The sequence below is a fragment of the Streptomyces shenzhenensis genome (assembly GCF_003688995.1).
In the GTDB taxonomy this organism is placed as follows: domain Bacteria; phylum Actinomycetota; class Actinomycetes; order Streptomycetales; family Streptomycetaceae; genus Streptomyces; species Streptomyces shenzhenensis_A.
Genome location: NZ_PENI01000002.1, coordinates 476,947 through 495,454 on the forward strand (window position 1 = coordinate 476,947; position 18,508 = coordinate 495,454).

Annotated in this window: 13 protein-coding genes, 1 tRNA gene and 1 pseudogene; 9 read left to right on the plus strand and 6 right to left on the minus strand. The window is 71.6% G+C overall.

Annotated features, from left to right (window positions below; translation table 11 throughout):
• Nucleotides 1–18 precede the first annotated feature (18 nt).
• Nucleotides 19–939 (minus strand): rhomboid family intramembrane serine protease, encoded by a 921-nt coding sequence (locus CTZ28_RS05030; RefSeq protein WP_121887988.1) that lies wholly within the window; start codon nt 937–939, stop codon nt 19–21.
• A gap of 146 nt (nt 940–1,085) precedes the next feature.
• Here CTZ28_RS05030 and CTZ28_RS05035 point away from each other — a divergent pair, with 146 nt between their 5' ends.
• A complete protein-coding gene (locus CTZ28_RS05035) occupies nt 1,086–1,811 on the plus strand; it encodes a vWA domain-containing protein (protein ID WP_121887989.1) in 726 nt (241 codons plus the stop codon).
• Nucleotides 1,812–1,915: 104 nt separating this feature from the next.
• Here CTZ28_RS05035 and CTZ28_RS05040 read toward each other — a convergent pair whose 3' ends face one another.
• Nucleotides 1,916–2,797: a hypothetical protein gene (locus tag CTZ28_RS05040; protein WP_121887990.1), complete on the minus strand. Its 882-nt coding sequence runs from the start codon at nt 2,795–2,797 to the stop codon at nt 1,916–1,918.
• A gap of 539 nt (nt 2,798–3,336) precedes the next feature.
• Between CTZ28_RS05040 and CTZ28_RS05045 the strand changes: the two genes are divergently transcribed.
• The 5 genes and pseudogenes from CTZ28_RS05045 to CTZ28_RS05065 all read left to right on the plus strand — a co-directional run bounded on the left by CTZ28_RS05045 (nt 3,337) and on the right by CTZ28_RS05065 (nt 10,813).
• The gene (locus tag CTZ28_RS05045; RefSeq protein ID WP_121888111.1) at nt 3,337–3,687 is read left to right on the plus strand and encodes a chorismate mutase; all 351 of its coding nucleotides are present in this window, start codon (nt 3,337–3,339) and stop codon (nt 3,685–3,687) included.
• A gap of 137 nt (nt 3,688–3,824) precedes the next feature.
• Entirely contained in the window at nt 3,825–4,388 is a 564-nt protein-coding gene (locus CTZ28_RS05050) for a response regulator (RefSeq protein WP_121887991.1), read from the plus strand.
• Between the two features lie 57 nt (nt 4,389–4,445).
• A complete protein-coding gene (pepN, locus tag CTZ28_RS05055; RefSeq protein ID WP_183154270.1) occupies nt 4,446–6,947 on the plus strand; it encodes an aminopeptidase N in 2,502 nt (833 codons plus the stop codon).
• Between the two features lie 1,097 nt (nt 6,948–8,044).
• A complete protein-coding gene (locus CTZ28_RS05060; protein WP_121887992.1) occupies nt 8,045–9,403 on the plus strand; it encodes a pyridoxal phosphate-dependent decarboxylase family protein in 1,359 nt (452 codons plus the stop codon).
• Nucleotides 9,400–10,813: pseudogene (locus CTZ28_RS05065) on the plus strand (lysine N(6)-hydroxylase/L-ornithine N(5)-oxygenase family protein). The gene CTZ28_RS05060 and the pseudogene CTZ28_RS05065 overlap by 4 nt, the downstream one beginning before the upstream one ends.
• A 218-nt stretch (nt 10,814–11,031) precedes the next feature.
• On the opposite strand, the gene CTZ28_RS05070 reads toward CTZ28_RS05065, so the two are convergent.
• Nucleotides 11,032–12,843: a bifunctional metallophosphatase/5'-nucleotidase gene (locus tag CTZ28_RS05070; RefSeq protein ID WP_121887993.1), complete on the minus strand. Its 1,812-nt coding sequence runs from the start codon at nt 12,841–12,843 to the stop codon at nt 11,032–11,034.
• A 150-nt stretch (nt 12,844–12,993) separates the two neighbouring features.
• Between CTZ28_RS05070 and CTZ28_RS05075 the strand changes: the two genes are divergently transcribed.
• Nucleotides 12,994–13,680 (plus strand): SIMPL domain-containing protein, encoded by a 687-nt coding sequence (locus CTZ28_RS05075; protein WP_183154271.1) that lies wholly within the window; start codon nt 12,994–12,996, stop codon nt 13,678–13,680.
• 223 nt (nt 13,681–13,903) lie between these two features.
• Nucleotides 13,904–15,340, plus strand: coding sequence for a pyruvate kinase (gene pyk, locus CTZ28_RS05080; RefSeq protein ID WP_121887995.1), 1,437 nt, complete (start codon nt 13,904–13,906; stop codon nt 15,338–15,340).
• Nucleotides 15,341–15,415: 75 nt separating this feature from the next.
• On the opposite strand, the gene CTZ28_RS05085 is transcribed toward pyk, so the two are convergent.
• Nucleotides 15,416–15,490: transfer RNA gene (locus CTZ28_RS05085), tRNA-Leu, on the minus strand.
• Nucleotides 15,491–15,590: 100 nt separating this feature from the next.
• On the opposite strand from CTZ28_RS05085, the gene CTZ28_RS05090 reads away from it, so the two are divergent.
• A complete protein-coding gene (locus CTZ28_RS05090; protein ID WP_121887996.1) occupies nt 15,591–16,253 on the plus strand; it encodes an ANTAR domain-containing response regulator in 663 nt (220 codons plus the stop codon).
• A gap of 627 nt (nt 16,254–16,880) precedes the next feature.
• Here CTZ28_RS05090 and CTZ28_RS05095 read toward each other — a convergent pair.
• Nucleotides 16,881–17,597 (minus strand): ABC transporter ATP-binding protein, encoded by a 717-nt coding sequence (locus CTZ28_RS05095; protein ID WP_121887997.1) that lies wholly within the window; start codon nt 17,595–17,597, stop codon nt 16,881–16,883.
• Entirely contained in the window at nt 17,594–18,505 is a 912-nt protein-coding gene (locus CTZ28_RS05100) for an ABC transporter ATP-binding protein (RefSeq protein WP_121887998.1), read from the minus strand. Before CTZ28_RS05100 ends, CTZ28_RS05095 begins: the two co-directional genes overlap by 4 nt.
• Nucleotides 18,506–18,508: the final 3 nt, after the last annotated feature.

Sequence of the window (18,508 nt, forward strand, 5' to 3'; positions counted from 1 at the left end):
ATCACCGTACGGCCCCGGTCAGGCCGCCCCTCCTGTGAGTTCCGAGACCTTCGCCCAGGTCAACACCGCCAGCAGAGCCAGCACGGCGACGCCGGCGCCCGCCTGCACCAGGGTGCGGCGGCCGTCCCGGGGCGCGTACGCGTACGCGAGCGTCAGCGTGCCGCCCGCCAGCAGGCCGCCCAGGTGCCCCTGCCAGGACGCGAACCCGGCGGAGATCAACAGCCACAGCAGCAGCCCCGCCATGTAGCGGTTGACGGCGTTCATGTCGTAGCCCAGGCGGCGGGCCATCACGTAGTAGGCGGCGCCGAGCCCGAAGATCGCGCCGGACGCGCCGACCGTCAGAGTGTCCGGGGCGAGCAGCAGCACCAGCACGGAGCCGCCGAGCGCCGAGAGCAGATACAGGGCGAGGAAGCGGACGCGGCCCAACTGAGCCTCGACCACCCGGCCGAGGCTCCACAGCGACACCATGTTCAGCACGATGTGCACGATGCCGAACGGCGTCTCCGTGGCCGGCAGATGCAGGAACGGCCCGGTGAGCAGCCGGTACCACTCGCCGCCTGCGAGCCCCTCCGCGTGCACGTCGGGGCCGTACGGGTACTGCCACAGATAGTGCGTGCCGTCGCCGCCCACGAGCCCCCGCCCCAGCATCCCGAACGAGTCGACGACCGCAGGGCGCACCAGTTCGGCGAGATAGGCGAGGACGTTGAGGCCGATGAGGACACCGGTGACGACCGGCACCGTCGTGATCCGGCCACCGAACGCGGTCCGCGCCTGCCGTACCGACCGGGCGCCCTCCTTCACGCAGTCCACGCACTGGTGGCCGACGGCGGCCTCGCGCATGCAGTTCGGGCAGATGTAGCGGTCGCAGCGGGTGCAGCGGACATGCGACTCCACCTTGGTATGGCGGTAGCAGGTGGTCACGGCGGACTCGGCGGCCACGGCCGGCTCCTCAGAATCACGGGGACGGGACGAGCCGGTGGGGACGGCGGCGAACAAAATAGCGAACTGTGCCGGTGGGAGGGAAAAGCGGGGGTCGAAGATCGCGTAGTCTCGGCCTACGGAGCCGTACGAGGGGGGAGCCCGGCATGGCCGCGATCAGTCTCAGCAAGGTGACGGAGAGCGCGCCCGCGCTGGTCGAGTCGTACCGCACGGCCGGGGTGTCGCTCACCGAACGCGGGCTCGACGGGCTGCGCGCGGCCGTCTACCTCGTCGTCGACCACTCCGGGTCGATGAGGCCGTACTACCAGGACGGCAGCGTGCAGGCGCTCGCGGACCGGGTGCTCGGGCTGTCCGCGCACCTCGACGACGACGGCCGGGTGCCGGTGGTGTTCTTCTCGACGGACGTCGACGCCGTCACGGACATCGCCCTTGCCGACCACCAGGGCCGCATCGAGCGGATCGCGGCCGGGCTCGGGCACATGGGCAAGACCAGCTACCACCTGGCCATGGACGCGGTCATCGACCACTACCTCGACAGCGGCTCCACCGCCCCCGCCCTCGTCGTCTTCCAGACCGACGGCGGCCCGATCAGCAAGCCCGCCGCCGAACGCTATCTGTGCAAGGCGGCGAAGCTGCCGCTGTTCTGGCAGTTCGTCGGGTTCGGCGACCCGGACAGCCGCCAGTTCGACTTCCTGCGCAAGCTGGACGAGTTGGCGGTGCCGGAGAAGCGGGTGGTCGACAACGCGGGTTTCTTCCACGCCGGTTCGGACCCCCGGACCATGCCGGACGCGGAACTCTACGACCGCCTCATCACCGAATTCCCCATCTGGCTGAAAGCAGCCCGAGCCAGGGGCATCGTCCCCTCACCCTGACCCCACCGCGCGCTGACGCTCTCCGGGACAGGCCGGGCGCCGTGACGCTCGGGGCGCGATGCGTGTCCGACCACCGCCGCTGAGCGCGCCTCCCGGGCCGTGCGTCACGTGTCGCACTCCAGCACCGTGCGGCACAGGCTGCAGCGGGCCCGGATCCGGCCCTTCACCGGCACCCGGATGCGCTGCTGGCACGTCGGGCAGGGGAAGGAGACCCGCAGCAGGCCGCCGCCGTCGGGGGTGAAGACATAGGGCACGCCGGGCTGCGGCCCGTGGGCGTGCCTGCGGTCGCGGGCGTAGCGGCGGCGGCCCGCCCAGCCCGCGGCGGTCAGCGGCGGCTGCTGTTCGTCGTGCCGGGCCTGGGCCATCCCCTTGGTGTACGCCGTGTACGCCTGCGGACTGGTGAACCACACCGCCGGGTCCTCGCCGAAGACCAGGGCGCGCTTGGCCAGGACGTAGCCGAACTCCTCCGGAGTGAGGTAGCCGAGCTTCTGGGACGACACCGTGTCCTCCCGGTAGGCGTCCAGCAGGAGCCAGCCCGCGCCGAGGTACGTGGTCGCCGTGTCCGTGAGGATCTCGTTCTCCGCCGTGCTGGGGAAGGACAGGTCCAGACGGTGCAGATAGACGTGCATCACCTCGTGCGCCAGGGCCGCCCCGATGTCCCGTCGGTGGGTGCGGAAACGGTCGTTCAGCTCGACGAAGTACTCGGGGCCCGCGGCGAGTTCGACGTTCGCCGCGTGGGTCATCTCGCGGAAGCTGACGATCAGGCGGGCGTCCGGCAGCCGGAAGTGCCGGACGATCTCGCCGGCCACCCGCTGCGCGCCCAGGTGCAGATCGTCGGTGTCGCAGAAGGCCACGTCCGCGGGGGCCACGCTGGTCGCGAAGGTCTGGATCGTGTCGTACGACAGGCGTCTGTACAGCGCGGTGATCGCGGCTCGCACCGTCTCCAGATGCGGGTAGCCGTGCTCGACGGGTCCGTCGTTCGCCACGCCGTTACCCCCAAGGACGCCCTGGACTTCCCATCCACTCTATGCGGGTGTGCACGGTTTTCACCGGTCCGCGGTTCCTCCGCCGCCCGTCGGCGGTACCGGCCCGGGCCGAAACCGTCGATCCGGACGAATCCGCGCATCCGGCCCACCAGTTCGAGCCGTGCGACCCGCTCCGCGGACGGTGACCGCACCGCCGCCCCCCCCCGGTCGCCGAAGACCGGTGCTGCTCGGATGCCCGGCGGATGGTCCTTCGAGGTGCATCGGGCGGTCGGCGCGGGCGCGGTGACGGCCGTACGGCGTCCGTCGGGGCCGGGGCGGTGTTCTCCGGCCGGGTCAAGGAAATCCTCGTCGTCACCGAACTGCCGGTCGACGCGGTGGCATGCCGCGTCGGCCGTGACGATCCCGCCCGCTTCTTCCGGCTGTTCGCCCGCCGGGGCGGCACGCCCCCGGTCCGCTTCCGCGCCCGGCGGGGCCGCGCCGTGCCCCGGCGGCCCACCGGTGATCGAAACCCCCGCCGCCGCTCACTAGGCTGGGCCCCCATGACCACCAGCAACACCGGTAACGGTGACGTCGATCCCGCCGTCCGCGCGGAACTCGACCGGCTGCGCGACAGCATCGACAACATCGACGCGGCCGTCGTCCACATGCTCGCCGAGCGCTTCAAGTGCACCCAGCAGGTCGGCCGCCTCAAGGCCGTGCACCAGCTCCCGCCCGCCGACCAGGCCCGTGAGGCCCGGCAGATCACCCGGCTGCGCAGCCTCGCCGAGAACGCCAAACTGGACCCGGCCTTCGCTGAGAAGTTCCTCAATTTCATCATCGCCGAGGTGATCAGACACCACGAGCGCATCGCCGAGGACACCGCCAACAGCAAGGCCGCCGAGCCCAGCTGACCTCGGGCGACGCGACGGGCCCACGGCGCCCGGGCGGCGGGGCCCGGCCACGTGCCGGGCACTGTTCGTCAGTCCGCGAGTACTCCCCGTCAGTGTCCGGGCGTAAGCTGGTGGGTCACGCGGGAGGGACGTGGGCCATGCCGTCGGATGCCGAGATCCTCATCGTCGACGACCATCAGCACACGCTGTACGCGCTGGAGCACGCCCTGGCCCCACTGGGCCTCCGGCTCGGCCGCGCCACCACCTCGGACGAGGCGCTCAAGCAGGTCCTGCGCGGCCGGGTCGGCCTCCTCCTGCTCGACGTGAGCGCACCCGGCGCGCACGGCCAGGACGGACCCGACGGGCTGGACGTGGTGCGCTGCATACGCCGCCTGGAGCAGACCCGGCACATCCCCGTCGTCCTGCTCACCGGCGCGGGCCCGGACCGCGAACTGGCCGCGGCTGCCTACGGGCTCGGGGTCGCCGACCTCGTCCGCGCCCCGGTCGACCCCTGGGCCCTGCGCACCAAGGTCCGCCACCTGTACGCCGCCCACCAGCGCACCCTGGCCCTGGAGCGGGAGGTGCGCGAACTGCGCGCGCTGATCGCCGACCGCGCCCAGGACGCGGAGCGCGGCCCGCGCACCGCCCGGCCGCACCCCGACGGCCGGGTGCCGCCGCAACGCGACACTCTGCGGGCCGCCACCACCCAGGATCGGACATAAGCCGCGTACCGCATGCACCCCTGTGCGCTGTCGGTGGCATCGGGCAGCATGGCCTGCATGTCCGTACTGACGCGCGACGAAGCGCACAACCGAGCACAGCTCCTCGACGTCCACCGCTACACGATCGAGCTCGACCTGACCACCGGGGACGAGACCTTCGACTCGCGCACCGAGATCAGGTTCTCCGTGCGGGCGGACTCCGCGAACGCCGATACGTTCGTCGAGGTCAAACCCGCCGAGCTGCGCTCGGTCACGCTCGACGGACAGCCCCTCGACCCCGACTCGCTGGACCAGAACCGGCTGCCGCTGAAGAACCTCGCCGCGGGTGAGCACGAACTGCGCGTCGACGCGCGGATGCGCTACTCCCGCACCGGCGAGGGCATGCACCGCTTCACCGACCCCTCCGACGGCGAGACGTACGTCTACACCCAGCTCTTCATGGACGACGTGCAGCGCGTCTTCGCCGCCTTCGACCAGCCCGACCTGAAGGCCGTCTTCGAGCTGTCCGTCACCGCCCCCGAGGGCTGGACCGTCCTCGCCAACGGGGTCACCGAGCACCTCGGCGAGGGCCGCTGGCGGGCCGCCCCCACCCCGCTGATCTCCACCTACCTCGTCGCCGTCGCCGCCGGACCCTGGCACTCCGTGCGCACCGAGCACCGCGGCCTGCCCTTCGGCCTCCACTGCCGCCGCTCCCTCGCGCCGTACCTCGACACCGACGCCGAGGAGATCCTCGACGTCACGCGCGCGTGCTTCGACCGCTACCACGAGAAGTTCGACGAGCCCTACCCCTTCGACTCCTACGACCAGGCGTTCGTCCCCGAGTTCAACGCCGGCGCCATGGAGAACCCGGGCCTGGTCACCTTCCGCGACGAGTTCGTCTTCCGCTCCGCCGTCACCGACACCGAGCGGCAGACCCGCGCCATGGTCATCGCCCACGAGATGGCCCACATGTGGTTCGGCGACCTCGTCACCCTCAAGTGGTGGGACGACATCTGGCTCAACGAGTCCTTCGCCGAGTACATGGGCTACCAGACCACCGCCGAGGCGACGCGCTTCACCGACACCTGGGTCGACTTCGGCATCGCCCGCAAGGGCTGGGGATACAACGCCGACCAGCGCCCCTCCACCCACCCCGTCGCCCCCGAGGCCGTCGACGACACCGCCGCCGCGCTGCTCAACTTCGACGGCATCTCCTACGCCAAGGGCGCCTCCGCGCTGCGCCAGCTCGTCGCCTGGCTCGGCGAGAAGGACTTCCTGGCCGGCATCAACACCCACTTCGCCCGGCACAAGTTCGGCAACGCCACGCTCGCCGACTTCATCGACTCCCTGGCCGGCGCCACCGAACGCGATGTGCACGCCTGGGCCGACGCCTGGCTGCGCACCACCGGCGTGGACACCCTCACCCCGGCTGTCACCCCCGCCGCCGACGGCACCTGCGCGCTCACCGTCGAACGTACCGGCAGCCGCCCGCACCGCATCACCGTCGGCCTGTACGACCGCGACCTCGCCAACGAGGGCCGCCTCGTGCTGCGCGAGCGCGTCGGCCTCGACGTCCCGCAGCCCGCGCCGCACCCCCTCGGCAAGCGGCCCGCGCTGCTGCTCCTCAACGACGGCGACCTGACCTACGCCAAGGTGCGGTTCGACGCCGAGTCCTTCGAGGCGCTGCGCACCGGACTGTCGGGCCTGCCCGACCCGCTCACCCGCGCGGTCGTCTGGAACGCGCTGCGGGACGCGGTCCGCGACGGCGAACTGCCGCCCGCCGCCTACCTGGACGCCGCCCGCACCCATCTGCCGCACGAGACCGACCTCGCCCTCGTCGAGGGCGTCCTCGCCTTCGCCACCGAGCATGTGGCCGGCCGGTACGTCACGCCCGAGGACCGCCCCGCCGCCCTGGCCACGCTCTCCGCGCTCTGCCGCGACCTCATCCGGCGCACCGAGGACGGCGACAGCCCCGGCCTGCGGCTGCTCGCCGTCCGCCACTTCATCGACGTCGCCGCCCACCCCGACACGATCGCCGCCTGGCTCGCCGACGGCATCGTGCCCGGCGGACCGGAGCTGGACCCGGAGCTGCGCTGGCGCATCCTGGGCCGGCTCGCCGTGCTCGGCGCCACCGACGAGGCCGCCATCGCCGCCGAACGGGAGCGCGACCCGAGCGCCACCGGCCAGGAGGGCGCCGCTCGCTGCCGCGCCGCCCTGCCCGCCCCGGGGGCCAAGCGCGCGGCATGGGAGGCGATGTTCGCCGCGGACAGCGGGGCCGAGCTGTCGAACTACCTGTTCATCGCCACCGCCCGCGGCTTCTGGCAGCCCGAACAGGCCGATCTGGTACGGGAGTACGTGCCGCGCTACTACCCGGACGCGGTCGCCGTCGCCGCCCGCCGCGGCCCGGCCATCGCCTCCGCCGTCGGCCGCTGGGCCTTCCCGGCCCACATCGTGGACGCCGAGAATCTCGCCCTCGGCGAGGCCTGCCTGCGCGACGGCGCCCCGAACACGGCCCTGCGCCGCTGGCTCACCGACGAACTGGACGACCTCTCCCGAGCCCTACGAATCCGCGAGGCGTAACGCCCCCAGGGGGCCACCCCTGCCGGGGGACGCGTCTACGGGGAGTCGCCCTACCTGGTTACCCGCCCCCGGGCCGCTTCCTGATGGTTCGGCGGGTTGGGGCGTCGGGTGGCCCACTGCCGCGGGGGATGCCCCCCTATTGGGGGTGCCGCTGTTGGGACCCCCGCCGGGGGATGCTTCTAGGGGAAGCCGCCCCGCCCGGGACCGCCCGCCCTCGGCTCCCCGTCCCGGGCCGCTTCCTGATGGCTCGGCGGGTTGGGGCGTCGGGTGGCCCACTGCCGCGGGGGATGCCCCCTACTGGGGGTGCCGCTGCTGGGACCCCCGCCGGGGGATGCTTCTAGGGGGAGTCGCCCTGCCCGGGACCGCCCGCCCTCGGCTACCCGTCCCGGGCCGCTTCCTGATGGTTCGGCGGGTTGGGGCGTCGGGTGGCCTACTGCCGCGGGGGATGCCCCCCACTGGGGGTGCCGTCGCTGGGACCCCGCTGGGGGGACGCGTCTACGGGAAGCCGCCCCGCCCGGGACCGCCCGCCTTCGGTGGGCCGCCCCCTGACGGCTTGGGGGATTGGCGGTTCACCCGCGCTGAGGGCTGCCTCCATCGGGTGCGCCTCTGCTGGGAGACATCCCCGTTGGGGGTGCCCCCCCGCTGGGGGACAGCCCCACTGGGCCGTGCCCCTGCTGCGGACGCCCCCGCCGGGGGACACCCCGCCCGGGGCCGGCCGCGCCGCGAGCTGTCCCGGCCACCCGGCCCCCTGATGGTCCGGCGGGTTGCGGGGATTGGGGGCCACCTGCCTTGGGGCCCGCCTCCGTTAGGGGACGGCTCCACCGGGGTGCCCCCCGCCGGGGGATGCCCCCTCCCGAGGACACTGCCCACTCAGGGATGGCTGCCCCCGGTCACCCGGCCCCGTAGCTGTTTGGCGAAAACGTCGGCCGTCCGTTCGATGTCGCGGCCCCGGTGTTCGGGTACCCAACATGTTTTCCCCGTACGGGAGTACCCACTTTCGGGTCCGATCGTTGCGTATCCCGGGCGCGTCGAGGCCATCGTGTACAAGCTGGAAGTCCCATGGTCGTTCCCCCTTCCCGCGCCCCGGAGGAGAGCCCATGACCCTGCCCCCCTTCGCCTCGTCGCCCGAAGGCCCCGACGCGCTGCGGCCGTTGCTGGACACCGTGCTCGACGCCCTGCGGGACGGCGGACGGGCGCGCGGCGGCCCGCTGCCCGCGGGCGGCCCCGAGGCCGTCGCCGCGCGGATCGCCGAGGCCGTGGGGGACGTCCTGCCCGACGAGGGCGACCCCGACGCCCTGCACACCCTCGTGCGGGCCCTCGCCGAGGGCTCGGCCGACCCCGCCGACCCACTGTGCGCGGCCCATCTGCACTGCCCGCCGCTCGCCGTCGCCACCGCCGCCGATCTCGCGGTGAGCGCCCTCAACCCCTCCCTGGACTCCTGGGACCAGGCCCCCGCCGCCTCCGCGCTGGAAGCCGTCGTCACCCGCGCCCTCGCCCGGCAACTCGGCCTGGCGGACGCCCTCGTCACCACCGGCGGCACCGAGTCCAACCAGCTCGCGCTGCTGCTCGCCCGCGAGACACAGGGCGGCGGCGTCCGGCTCGTGTGCGGGGCCAACGCCCACCACTCGCTGACCCGCGCCGCCTGGCTGCTGGGCCTGCCCGAACCCGTGGTCGTACCCGCGCCGGGCGGCATCCTCGATCCGGCCGCGCTCGACGACGCCCTCACCGGGCTCCCGCGCCCCCTGCTGGTCGCCGCCACCGCCGGCACCACCGACGCCGGCCTCATCGACCCGCTCCCCGAGATCGCCGCACTGTGCTCCGCCCACGGCGCCCGGCTGCACATCGACGCCGCCTACGGCGGGCCGCTCGTCTTCAGCGACCGGCACCGTGAGCAGCTCGCCGGTCTCGAAGCCGCCCACACCGTCACCCTCGACCTGCACAAACTCGGCTGGCAGCCGGTCGCCGCGGGCCTGCTCGCCGTGGCCCGCCCGCGCGACCTCGCCGTGCTCCAGCACCGTGCCGACTACCTCAACGCCGACGACGACACCGAGGCCGGGCTCCCCGACCTGCTGGGCCGCTCCCTGCGCACCACCCGGCGACCCGACGTCCTCAAGACCGCCGTCACCCTCAAGACCCTCGGCCGCCGCGGACTCGGCACCATGGTCGACCAGGTGTGCGCGCGGGCCCGGGAGTTCGCCGCCCTCGTCCAGGACCACCCCGGCTTCGAGCTGTACGACCGGCCCGTCATCAGCACGGTCCTGTTCCGGCCCGCCGGGGCCGACGACGACACCGTCGCCGCCGTCCGGCGCGGCCTGCTGGAGGAGGGCCGGGCCGTGCTCGGCCGCGCCCGCCTCGGCGGCCGCCTCTGGCTGAAGACCACTCTCCTCAACCCCCACGCCCGGCCGGACGAACTGGCCCACCTCCTGAAACTCGTGGAAGGAAGCACCCCCGGATGACCAGCCCCCCACACCACGAGAGCGATGTGCCCCGCGACCTCGTCGGCATCGGCATCGGCCCGTTCAACCTCTCCCTGGCCGCCCTCGCCCACCCGCTCACCGCACTCGACACCGTCTTCTACGAACAACGCCCCGGCTTCGACTGGCACCCCGGACTGCTCATCGAGGGCGCCACCGTCCAGGTCCCCTTCCTCGCCGATCTGGTGACCCTCGCCGACCCGACCAGCCACTGGAGCTTCCTCAACTATCTGAGGAACCGGGACCGGCTCTTCCCCTTCTACTTCGCCGAGCGCTTCCACAGCCTGCGCGCCGAGTACGACGCCTACTGCCGCTGGGTCGCCGAGAACCTCCCCGGGCTGCACTTCTCCCACCAGGTCGACGCCGTCCGCTGGGACCCCGAACTCGAGGTCTTCGAGGTCGACCACACCCGGCTCGACACCGAGGGCGAGGCCGAGTCCCTGGGCCGCACCCACACCAGGAACATCGTCTTCGGTGTCGGCACCGCCCCCTATGTGCCCGATCCGCTGAAGCCCCTGGTGGAGGCGGCCGGCGTCCCCGTCGTGCACGCGGCCGACTATCTGGAGCACCGCGAGGCGTTCCTCGCCGCCGGGCATGTCACCGTCGTCGGCTCCGGACAGTCCGGCGCCGAGATCTTCCTGGACCTGCTGCGCCACCGCCCGCCCGGCCGCGAACGGCTCCACTGGCTCGGCCGCACGGAGGCCTTCGCGCCCATGGAGTACTCCAAGCTGGGCCTGGAGCACTTCACGCCCGACTACAGCCGGTACTTCCACGGTCTGTCCGAACCGGTCCGCGACCGGCTCGTCGCCGCCCAATGGCAGCTCCACAAGGGGATCGACGCCGAGACCATCGCCGCCATCCACGACGAGCTGTACCGCCGCACCCTGCACGGCGGCTGGCCCGACGCCGTGCTCACCCCCGGGGTCCGGGTGCGCACAGCGGGCCGCGTCGCCACCACCAAGATCGAACTCCACCTGGAACACGTCCAGCAGGACAGCCGCTCCCGGCTCACCACGGACGCGGTCGTCCTCGCCACCGGCTACCGGGAACGCCCGCTGGACCGCATCCTCGCCGGACTCGACCCCCTCGTGTGCCGCGACAGTGCCGGCCGGCCCCAGGTGGACGAGGCGTTCCGGCTCGTGCTCGATCCGTCCGTCACGGGGACGGTGTACGTGCAGAACGCGGAACGCCACACCCATGGCGTCGGCGCCCCCCGACCTGGGCCTGGCCGCCTGGCGCAGCGCCACCATCCTCAACTCCCTGACGGAGAAGGAGACATACCCGCTGCCCACCCGGACGGCCTTCACCAGCTTCGGACTCCAACCGCTCCGGAAGGTGCCGTCCCCCAGGCAGGCGAGGATACTCACCCCGCTCGTGGACGACCGGAGCTGACGCAACGGCCCCGGGCCGGCGCCGCCGGTGCCCGAGGCCGCGCGGGAGACCCCAGGCCCAGTCGTCGAACTTCCCTTCCCAGCCGCGGGGCCGGAGGTGCCCCCGGCCCCGCGACGTCCTGCACCCTCCCCCGAGCTCTCGGCTCCGCCCGACCAGGGGAACCCCACGACGCCGCAGGGCCCGCCCTCCGGGCGGACGACGGGAGTTCGACGACAGACCTAGAACACCGGCGTGCCGGCGCGGGTCAGCTTCCAGTCGACCGACGCGAAGTCCTGGGGAGCCAGGACGCCCTTCGCGGTCACCCACTCCGCGATCCGGGTCCGGATCTCCGTCGACTCCGACCACAGCTCCTGGGCCGAGGCCACGTGCGGGAACGCACCGCCGCCGTTGGCCCGGTAGTTGTTCACCGCGAAGACGAACTTCTGCGCGTCGTCCAGCGTGGCCCCGTCGAAGGTGAGGTTCTTGATCCGCGAACCGGCCGGCTGGGCGATGTCGATGTCGTACCGGAGCCCCGACACATAGTCGTAGTTGTAGTCCGGCCGGCCGCCCGCGTTGGTGAGCTTCTGCACGTCGACCACCGCGTCCGGGGCCGTCTGGACGTAGTACTCCGCCGAGTACTCCAGGTACGCCCGCACCTGGGCGCCCGTCAGCAGCTTCGCGACCAGCGTGTTGTCGTACACGTACAGGCTCGACAGGTCCCGGATCGTCACGTCGCCGGCCGGGATCTCCGAGGTGCGGGAGAACGGCGAGGCCTGCGAGATCACCGGCAGCGCGGCGTACTCGGTGCCGGCCAGCGCGGCCTTGACCACGTCCTCCTGCACCTTGTTGATGAGGTCGATGATCGGCGCGTCCTTGTAGCGGGCGTCGACCGTGGTCAGTGTCTCGGTGGCGGTGCCGACCACCTGGTTGACGTACTTGACGACCTTCGCGTGCTCGTCGGACAGCAGCTTGGTGATCTTCGGGTCGTCGGCGACGGTGTTGGAGTTGCGCAGCGAGGCGGAGACCGACTCCACCGTCCAGCGGCCCTTGGCGAACACCAGCTCGATGTCGAACAGGGTGAGCCGCTCGGCGAAGTACAGCGGCTCGGACAGCACGACCGTCCTGCCGGTCTTCTCGTTGGTGACCTTCAGTTCCGGGATCTCCACGTGGGAGTGCCCGACCAGGATGGCGTCGATGCCCGGCACCTGCTTGGCGACGTTGGCCGCCGCGTTCTCCACGTACGGCACCTGGTCGCCGTACGACGATGTGCCGGACGTGCCGGAGTGCGCCGAGACGACCACGACGTCCGCGCCCATGGAGCGCAGCTTCGGCACCCACTTCGCGGCCTGCTCCTCCAGGCCCGGGAACTTCAGCTTGCCCTGCACGAGCGCCTTGTCCCAGATGGCGATGCCGGGGTTGGTCAGGCCGAGGACGGCGACGGTGACCGGCGGGGCGCCCTTCACCGGGAACTTCTTGATGAAGTAGGGCGGGAAGGCGGGCTTGAGGGTCTTCGCGTCGACGGCGTTGGCGCCGAGCAGCGGGAAGCGCAGCTGGTCCTCGAACGTGCGCAGCGTCTCGATGCCGTAGTTGAACTCGTGGTTGCCGAGGGCCGCCGCGTCGTAGCCGATCGCGTTCATCGCCTGGGCCATCGGGTGCACCGGGCCGCCCTTGGCGGTGATCGGGTCGACCTTCGCGTAGTAGTACGTCAGCGGGGTGCCCTGGATGGTGTCGCCGGCGTCCAGGAGCAGGGTGTTCTCGCGGCCCTTCTCCTTGCGCACCTGGTTGATCAGGGTGGAGACGCGGGCCAGGCCCATCGCGTTGCCGGCGGCGTCGGAGTACTCCGCGTCCTTGAAGTAGTCCCAGTTGAAGACGTGCCCGTGCAGGTCGGTGGTGCCCATGACGGTCAGGGAGTGGCGCTTCGGCTGCTTGCCGTGCGTCCCTTGCGCGGGAGACGTCGACGCCTGCGCAGGGGCTGCCGCGGCACCGGCGATCGCCACTCCCGCTCCGGTTGCTGCGGACTTCTTCAGGAACTTCCGGCGGTTCAGCGGCATCGTGCGGTCTCCTCGGGGAATGGTTCAACAACGCGCGTAGATTCTGGCCCGGCCCGGCCGACGGCAACAGGTCGGGGAGGTTTCGATCTGATGACCTCATCGGTGAACTCCGGTGTCCTAACCAGGGAAAGGCGTGACAGAGTGGGACGTATGGCCACTCCCTCGCCCGAGCTGCCCCGCGTCGCCGTCCGTGGCGAGGCGCATCTGGAGGTCGACCCGGAGATCGCCCGCATCGGCGTCACCGTCACCGCCCGCGGACGGGACCGGCGTTCGGCCCTCGACGACCTCACCCGGCGCAACGCCGTCGTCCTCGACGTCGTCAAGTCCTACGGCGAGGCGGTGGAGCGCCTGGAGACGGGCTTCCTGTCCATCACCCCGGAGCTGTCAGCGCACGGCCGGGGCGAGCGCGTGCGCACCTACCACGGCAGCGTGCACCTCACCGCCGAGCTCTCCGACTTCCCGGCGCTCGGTGAACTCGCCTCCCGCCTCGCCGACTTGGAGCTGACCCGGGTCGACGGCCCCTGGTGGGCGCTGCGCCCCGGCTCGCCGGTGCACGGGGAGGCCCGCCGGCAGGCGGTGCACGAGGCGGTGCGCCGGGCCCGCGAGTACGCGGAGGCGCTCGGCACCTCGCTGGCCGCGCTGGTGGAACTCGCCGACATCGGCGCGGAGGGCGCCGAGCCCTACGGCCACCCCGGTGTGCGCGCCCGCTCCGTGGCCTTCGCCGTTGCCGCGGAGAACGCGGAGAACACAGCACCCCCGCTCGACCTTGAACCCCAGCGACAGCATGTGTACGCACAGGTCAACGCGCGATTCACGATGACGCCCCCACGCCTGTGAGCCCGGGGTCGAAACTTTGTGGGAATGCGACAGTCAGTAACCGTCCGCTGATTCTCTCCGGCCGTCCGTGACGCCTCCCCGAGGGTCATTCCGGGCGCCTTGTATGCTCATCGGAGCGCCGGGCCGCACAATTCAACAGTTGTCAATGACCCTTTACGTAAAGGTTGTTGAGTAGTCACGTCCGGCCAATTCTCTACCCGCCGGTAAGCCCTAGGCTCGATGCATGCGCCGAGCAAAGATCGTCTGTACATTGGGGCCCGCCACCGACTCGTACGACCAGATCAAGGCACTGGTCGAGGCCGGAATGGACGTCGCCCGATTCAACCTCAGCCACGGCGATCACGCCGAGCACGAGGAGCGTTACCAGCACGTACGCAAGGCCGCAGACGAGACCGGCCGCAGCGTCGGCCTGCTCGCCGACCTTCAAGGCCCGAAGATCCGCCTCGGCCGCTTCCTCGAAGGACCGGTACTCCTTGAACGCGGCGACACCTTCATCATCACGGTGGAGGCGGACGCCGAGGGTGACCGCAACCAGTGCGGAACCACTTACTCCGGCCTGGCCGCCGACGTCACGCCCGGTGAGCGCATCCTCGTCGACGACGGCAAGGTCTGCCTGGAGGTGACGTCCGTCGACGGCCCCCGGGTGCACACCACGGTGGTCGAGGGCGGCATGGTCTCCGACCACAAGGGCCTCAACCTGCCGGGCGTCGCCGTCTCCGTGCCCGCGCTCTCCGACAAGGACGAGGCCGACCTCCGCTGGGCCCTGCGCACCGGCTTCGACGTCATCGCGCTCTCCTTCGTCCGCAGCGGCAAGGACATCGAGGACGTCCACCGGATCATGGACGAGGAGGGCCGCCGCCTCCCGGTGATCGCCAAGGTCGAGAAGCCGCAGGCCGTCGACGCCATCGACGACATCGTGGCGGCCTTCGACGGCATCATGGTCGCGCGCGGCGACCTCGGCGTCGAAATGCCCCTGGAGCAGGTGCCGATCGTCCAGAAGCGTGCCATCAAGCTCGCCAGGCGCAACGCCAAGCCGGTCATCGTCGCCACCCAGATGCTGGACTCGATGATCGAGAACTCGCGCCCCACCCGCGCCGAGGCCAGCGACGTCGCGAACGCCGTCATCGACGGCACGGACGCGGTGATGCTGTCCGGCGAGACCAGCGTCGGCAAGTACGCGATCGAGACGGTCCGCACCATGGCCCGCATCGTCGAGGCGGCCGAGGAGGACATCCTGGCCAAGGGCCTCCCGCCGCTGACCGAGCGGAACAAGCCCCGCACCCAGGGCGGCGCGGTCGCCCGCGCGGCGGCGGAGATGGGCGACTTCCTCGGCGCGAAGTTCCTGGTCGCCTTCACCCAGTCCGGAGACACCGCCCGTCGGCTGTCCCGCTACCGCTCCCCGATCCCGCTGCTGGCCTTCACCCCGGAACCGGCGACCCGCTCCCAGCTCAGCCTCACCTGGGGTGCGGAGACCTTCTTGGGCCCGCACGCCGAATCCACCGACGCCATGGTCGCCCAGGTCGACGAGCTGCTCCTGACGTACGGCCGCTGCCAGAAAGGCGACGTCGTCGTCATCACGGCGGGCTCCCCGCCCGGCGTCTCCGGTACGACGAACATGGTGCGCGTCCACCACATCGGTGAGGACGACAGCTCTCGATAAAGGCCCGGTCACACGAAAGGCCCCTCCACCCGGAGGGGCCCCGAAAAATCACTGACCTTGGAAACCAAGGAAAAGTGCCCCGGGTCGGACTCGAACCGACACTGTACGGGTTTTGAATCCGTTGCCTACTGCCAATTGGGCTACCGGGGCTCGAAGAATCAAAGGTTTTCCCCGACCCTCCGCGCGTCCACCATACCGTAGCTAGGTAGGCTCTTGTCAGCAGTGCCCCTGCCCTGAACGAGGAGCCCCCGTGACCGCCGAGTCGCCCCAGCCCGTAGACGTGCCCGACGACGACAAGTCGCACGTGCCTCCGCTGACGACCCGCGTCGTCATCGCCGAGGACGAGGCGCTGATCCGGCTCGACCTGAAAGAGATGCTGGAGGAGGAGGGGTACACCGTCGTCGGTGAGGCAGGCGACGGGGAGCAGGCCGTGGCACTCGCCCGCGAGCACCGGCCCGACCTTGTGATCCTCGACGTGAAGATGCCCAAGCTGGACGGCATCTCCGCGGCCGAGAAGATCGCCGAGGAGTCCATCGCCCCGGTCCTCATGCTCACCGCCTTCTCGCAGCGCGATCTCGTCGAGCGGGCCCGCGACGCCGGGGCCATGGCGTACCTGGTGAAGCCGTTCAGCAAGAGCGATGTGGTGCCGGCCATCGAGATGGCCGTCTCCCGCTTCAACGAGCTGCGGCAGCTGGAGAAGGAGGTCGCCGACCTCACACAGCGGCTGGAGACCCGCAAGCTGGTCGACCGCGCGAAGTCCGTCCTCCAGACCGAGTACGGGCTGACCGAGCCGGCCGCCTTCCGGTGGATCCAGAAGACCTCCATGGACCGCCGGATGTCCATGCAGCAGGTCGCCGAGGCCGTCATCGCGGACAACGCCGAGAAGAAGTCCGCCAAGCCGGACCGAGGCTGACCTCCATCAGCGACGAGGCCCGCACCCCCGTGTTCCGGGGACGCGGGCCTCATCACACGGCGCCCCCGAAGGGGCGCGGGGAACGGCGCGACCAGCCACGACGCGCCTGCAGCCGATCCCGCGGAGCGCCTAGTCCATACGCCTTGCGCACCGACCGTGCCGGCGCTGCGGTCGACGGCGCCCCTGAAGGGGCGCGGGGAACGGCGCGACCAGTCACGACGTGCCTGCAGCCGATCGACGCCGCACCCGCAGCCGACCGGCGACGGACCGCAGCCGATCGACGATGCGCCCGCAGTCGGTCGACGACGGACCGCAGCCGACCGGCGCCGCAGCACGGCCGATCCCGCGGAGCGCCTAGTCCATACGCCTTGCGCACCGACCGTGCCGGCGCTGTGGTCGACGGCGCCCCTGAAGGGGCGCGGGGAACGGCGCGACCAGCCACGACGCACCCGCAGCCGACCGACGATGCACCCGCAGCCGACCGACGCCGCGCCCGCAGGCGGCTGGCGACGGACCGCAGTCGACCGCCGCCGGACCGCAGCCGACCGACGCCGCGCCCGCAGTCGACCGGCGACGGACGCGCCCGCAGCCGACCGACGCCGCAACACAGCCGAACCCGCGGAGCGCCTAGTCCTCGCCCAGATACGCCTTGCGCACCGACTCGTCGTGCAGCAGCTCCTGCCCGGTGCCCGACAGGACGACGGTGCCGACCTCCATGACATGGCCGTGATCGGCGAGGGAGAGCGCGGCCTGGGCGTTCTGCTCGACCAGCAGAATCGTTGTGCCCTGGGCCTTCAGCTCGGCGATGGTGGCCATGATCTTCTGCATCATGATCGGCGACAGCCCCATCGAGGGCTCGTCGAGCATCAGCAGCTTCGGCTGGGACATCAGCGCCCGGCCCATCGCGAGCATCTGCTGCTCACCGCCGGACAGGGTGCCCGCGGCCTGCTTGCTGCGCTCCCCGAGGATGGGGAACAGGTCGTAGGCGCGCTGGATGTCCTTCTCGATGCCCGGCCGGTCGCTGCGCAGGAACGCGCCCAGGCGCAGATTGTCCTCGATGGTCATCCGGGGGAAGATGTGCCGCCCCTCGGGGGAGTGGGCGAGCCCCAGCGCGACCACCTGGTGCGCGGGCACCTTCTTCAACGACCTGCCGTTGAACCGGATCTGCCCGCCCACCGGCCTGAGCAGCCCCGAGAGCGTGCGCAGCGTGGTGGTCTTGCCGGCCCCGTTGGTGCCGATGAGGGTGACCACCTCGCCGGCCTCGACCTTGAAGGAGATGCCCTTGACGGCCTCGATCTTGCCGTAGGCGACCCGGAGGTCCTCGACTTCGAGCAGTGCGGTCATCGGTCGTTCTCCTTGCCGGGCGCGGCGTCCTGCGGAGTGTCGGCGTGTGCCTCGGCGGCCTCGACCTCGGCGACCTCCTCGGCGCCGGGCGCGTTCTCGAACGGCTCGCCCAGGTAGGCGGCGACGACCCGCTCGTCGCCCTGCACGGTCGCGCTGTCGCCCTCGACGAGCTTCTCGCCCTGCACGAGGACGGCGACGCGGTCGCAGAGGTTGAAGATGAAGCGCATGTCGTGCTCGATGACGAGGACGGCGATGCCCTGGTCGCGGATGGCGAAGACCAGTTCCTCGGTGGCCCGGGTCTCCTGCGGGTTCATGCCCGCGGTCGGCTCGTCGAGGAGCAGCAGCCCCGGCTCACTCGCCAGCGCCCGGGCGATCTCCAGCTTGCGCTGCTCGCCGTAGGGCAGGTTGCGGGCCAGGTGCTCGGCCTTCCCGTCCAGGCCGACGAACCGCAGCAGCTCCATGGCGCGTGCGCGGGAGGCCGCCTCGGCCCGGTGGAAGCCGGGGCCGCGCAGCAGCGCGGACCAGAGGCCCTCCTTGGTGCGGGTGTGCCGGCCGACGAGGACGTTCTCCAGCACCGTCATGTTGGCGAACAGCCGGATGTTCTGGAAGGTGCGGGCGATGCCGGCCGCGGTGACCTTGAACGACTTCGGCGGCAGTACGGCGCCCTTGTAACGGACCTCGCCCTCGGTCGGGACGTACAGGCCCGTCAGGCAGTTGAAGAAGGTCGTCTTGCCGGCGCCGTTCGGGCCGATCAGGCCCACGATCTCACCGCTGTTGACGGTGAGGTCGACATTGCGCACGGCCGTCAGGCCACCGAAGCGCATGGTGACGCCGCGGGCGTCGAGCACGGCCTCGCCGGGCGCGGAGGCACCGGGCGCGGCGCCCCGGGTGGTGGTGTCGGTAGTCATCGT

What these genes read in the sequence shown, in the direction of transcription:
- CTZ28_RS05045 (WP_121888111.1), top strand. Translation starts at nt 3,337, where the DNA reads ATGACCACCAGCAACACCGGTAACGGTGACGTCGATCCCGCCGTCCGC.
- CTZ28_RS05050 (WP_121887991.1), top strand. Translation starts at nt 3,825, where the DNA reads ATGCCGTCGGATGCCGAGATCCTCATCGTCGACGACCATCAGCACACG.
- CTZ28_RS05035 (WP_121887989.1), top strand. Translation starts at nt 1,086, where the DNA reads ATGGCCGCGATCAGTCTCAGCAAGGTGACGGAGAGCGCGCCCGCGCTG.
- CTZ28_RS05060 (WP_121887992.1), top strand. Translation starts at nt 8,045, where the DNA reads ATGACCCTGCCCCCCTTCGCCTCGTCGCCCGAAGGCCCCGACGCGCTG.
- pyk (WP_121887995.1), top strand. Translation starts at nt 13,904, where the DNA reads ATGCGCCGAGCAAAGATCGTCTGTACATTGGGGCCCGCCACCGACTCG.
- CTZ28_RS05070 (WP_121887993.1), bottom strand. Translation starts at nt 12,843, where the DNA reads ATGCCGCTGAACCGCCGGAAGTTCCTGAAGAAGTCCGCAGCAACCGGA.
- CTZ28_RS05100 (WP_121887998.1), bottom strand. Translation starts at nt 18,505, where the DNA reads ATGACTACCGACACCACCACCCGGGGCGCCGCGCCCGGTGCCTCCGCG.
- pepN (WP_183154270.1), top strand. Translation starts at nt 4,446, where the DNA reads ATGTCCGTACTGACGCGCGACGAAGCGCACAACCGAGCACAGCTCCTC.
- CTZ28_RS05075 (WP_183154271.1), top strand. Translation starts at nt 12,994, where the DNA reads ATGGCCACTCCCTCGCCCGAGCTGCCCCGCGTCGCCGTCCGTGGCGAG.
- CTZ28_RS05095 (WP_121887997.1), bottom strand. Translation starts at nt 17,597, where the DNA reads ATGACCGCACTGCTCGAAGTCGAGGACCTCCGGGTCGCCTACGGCAAG.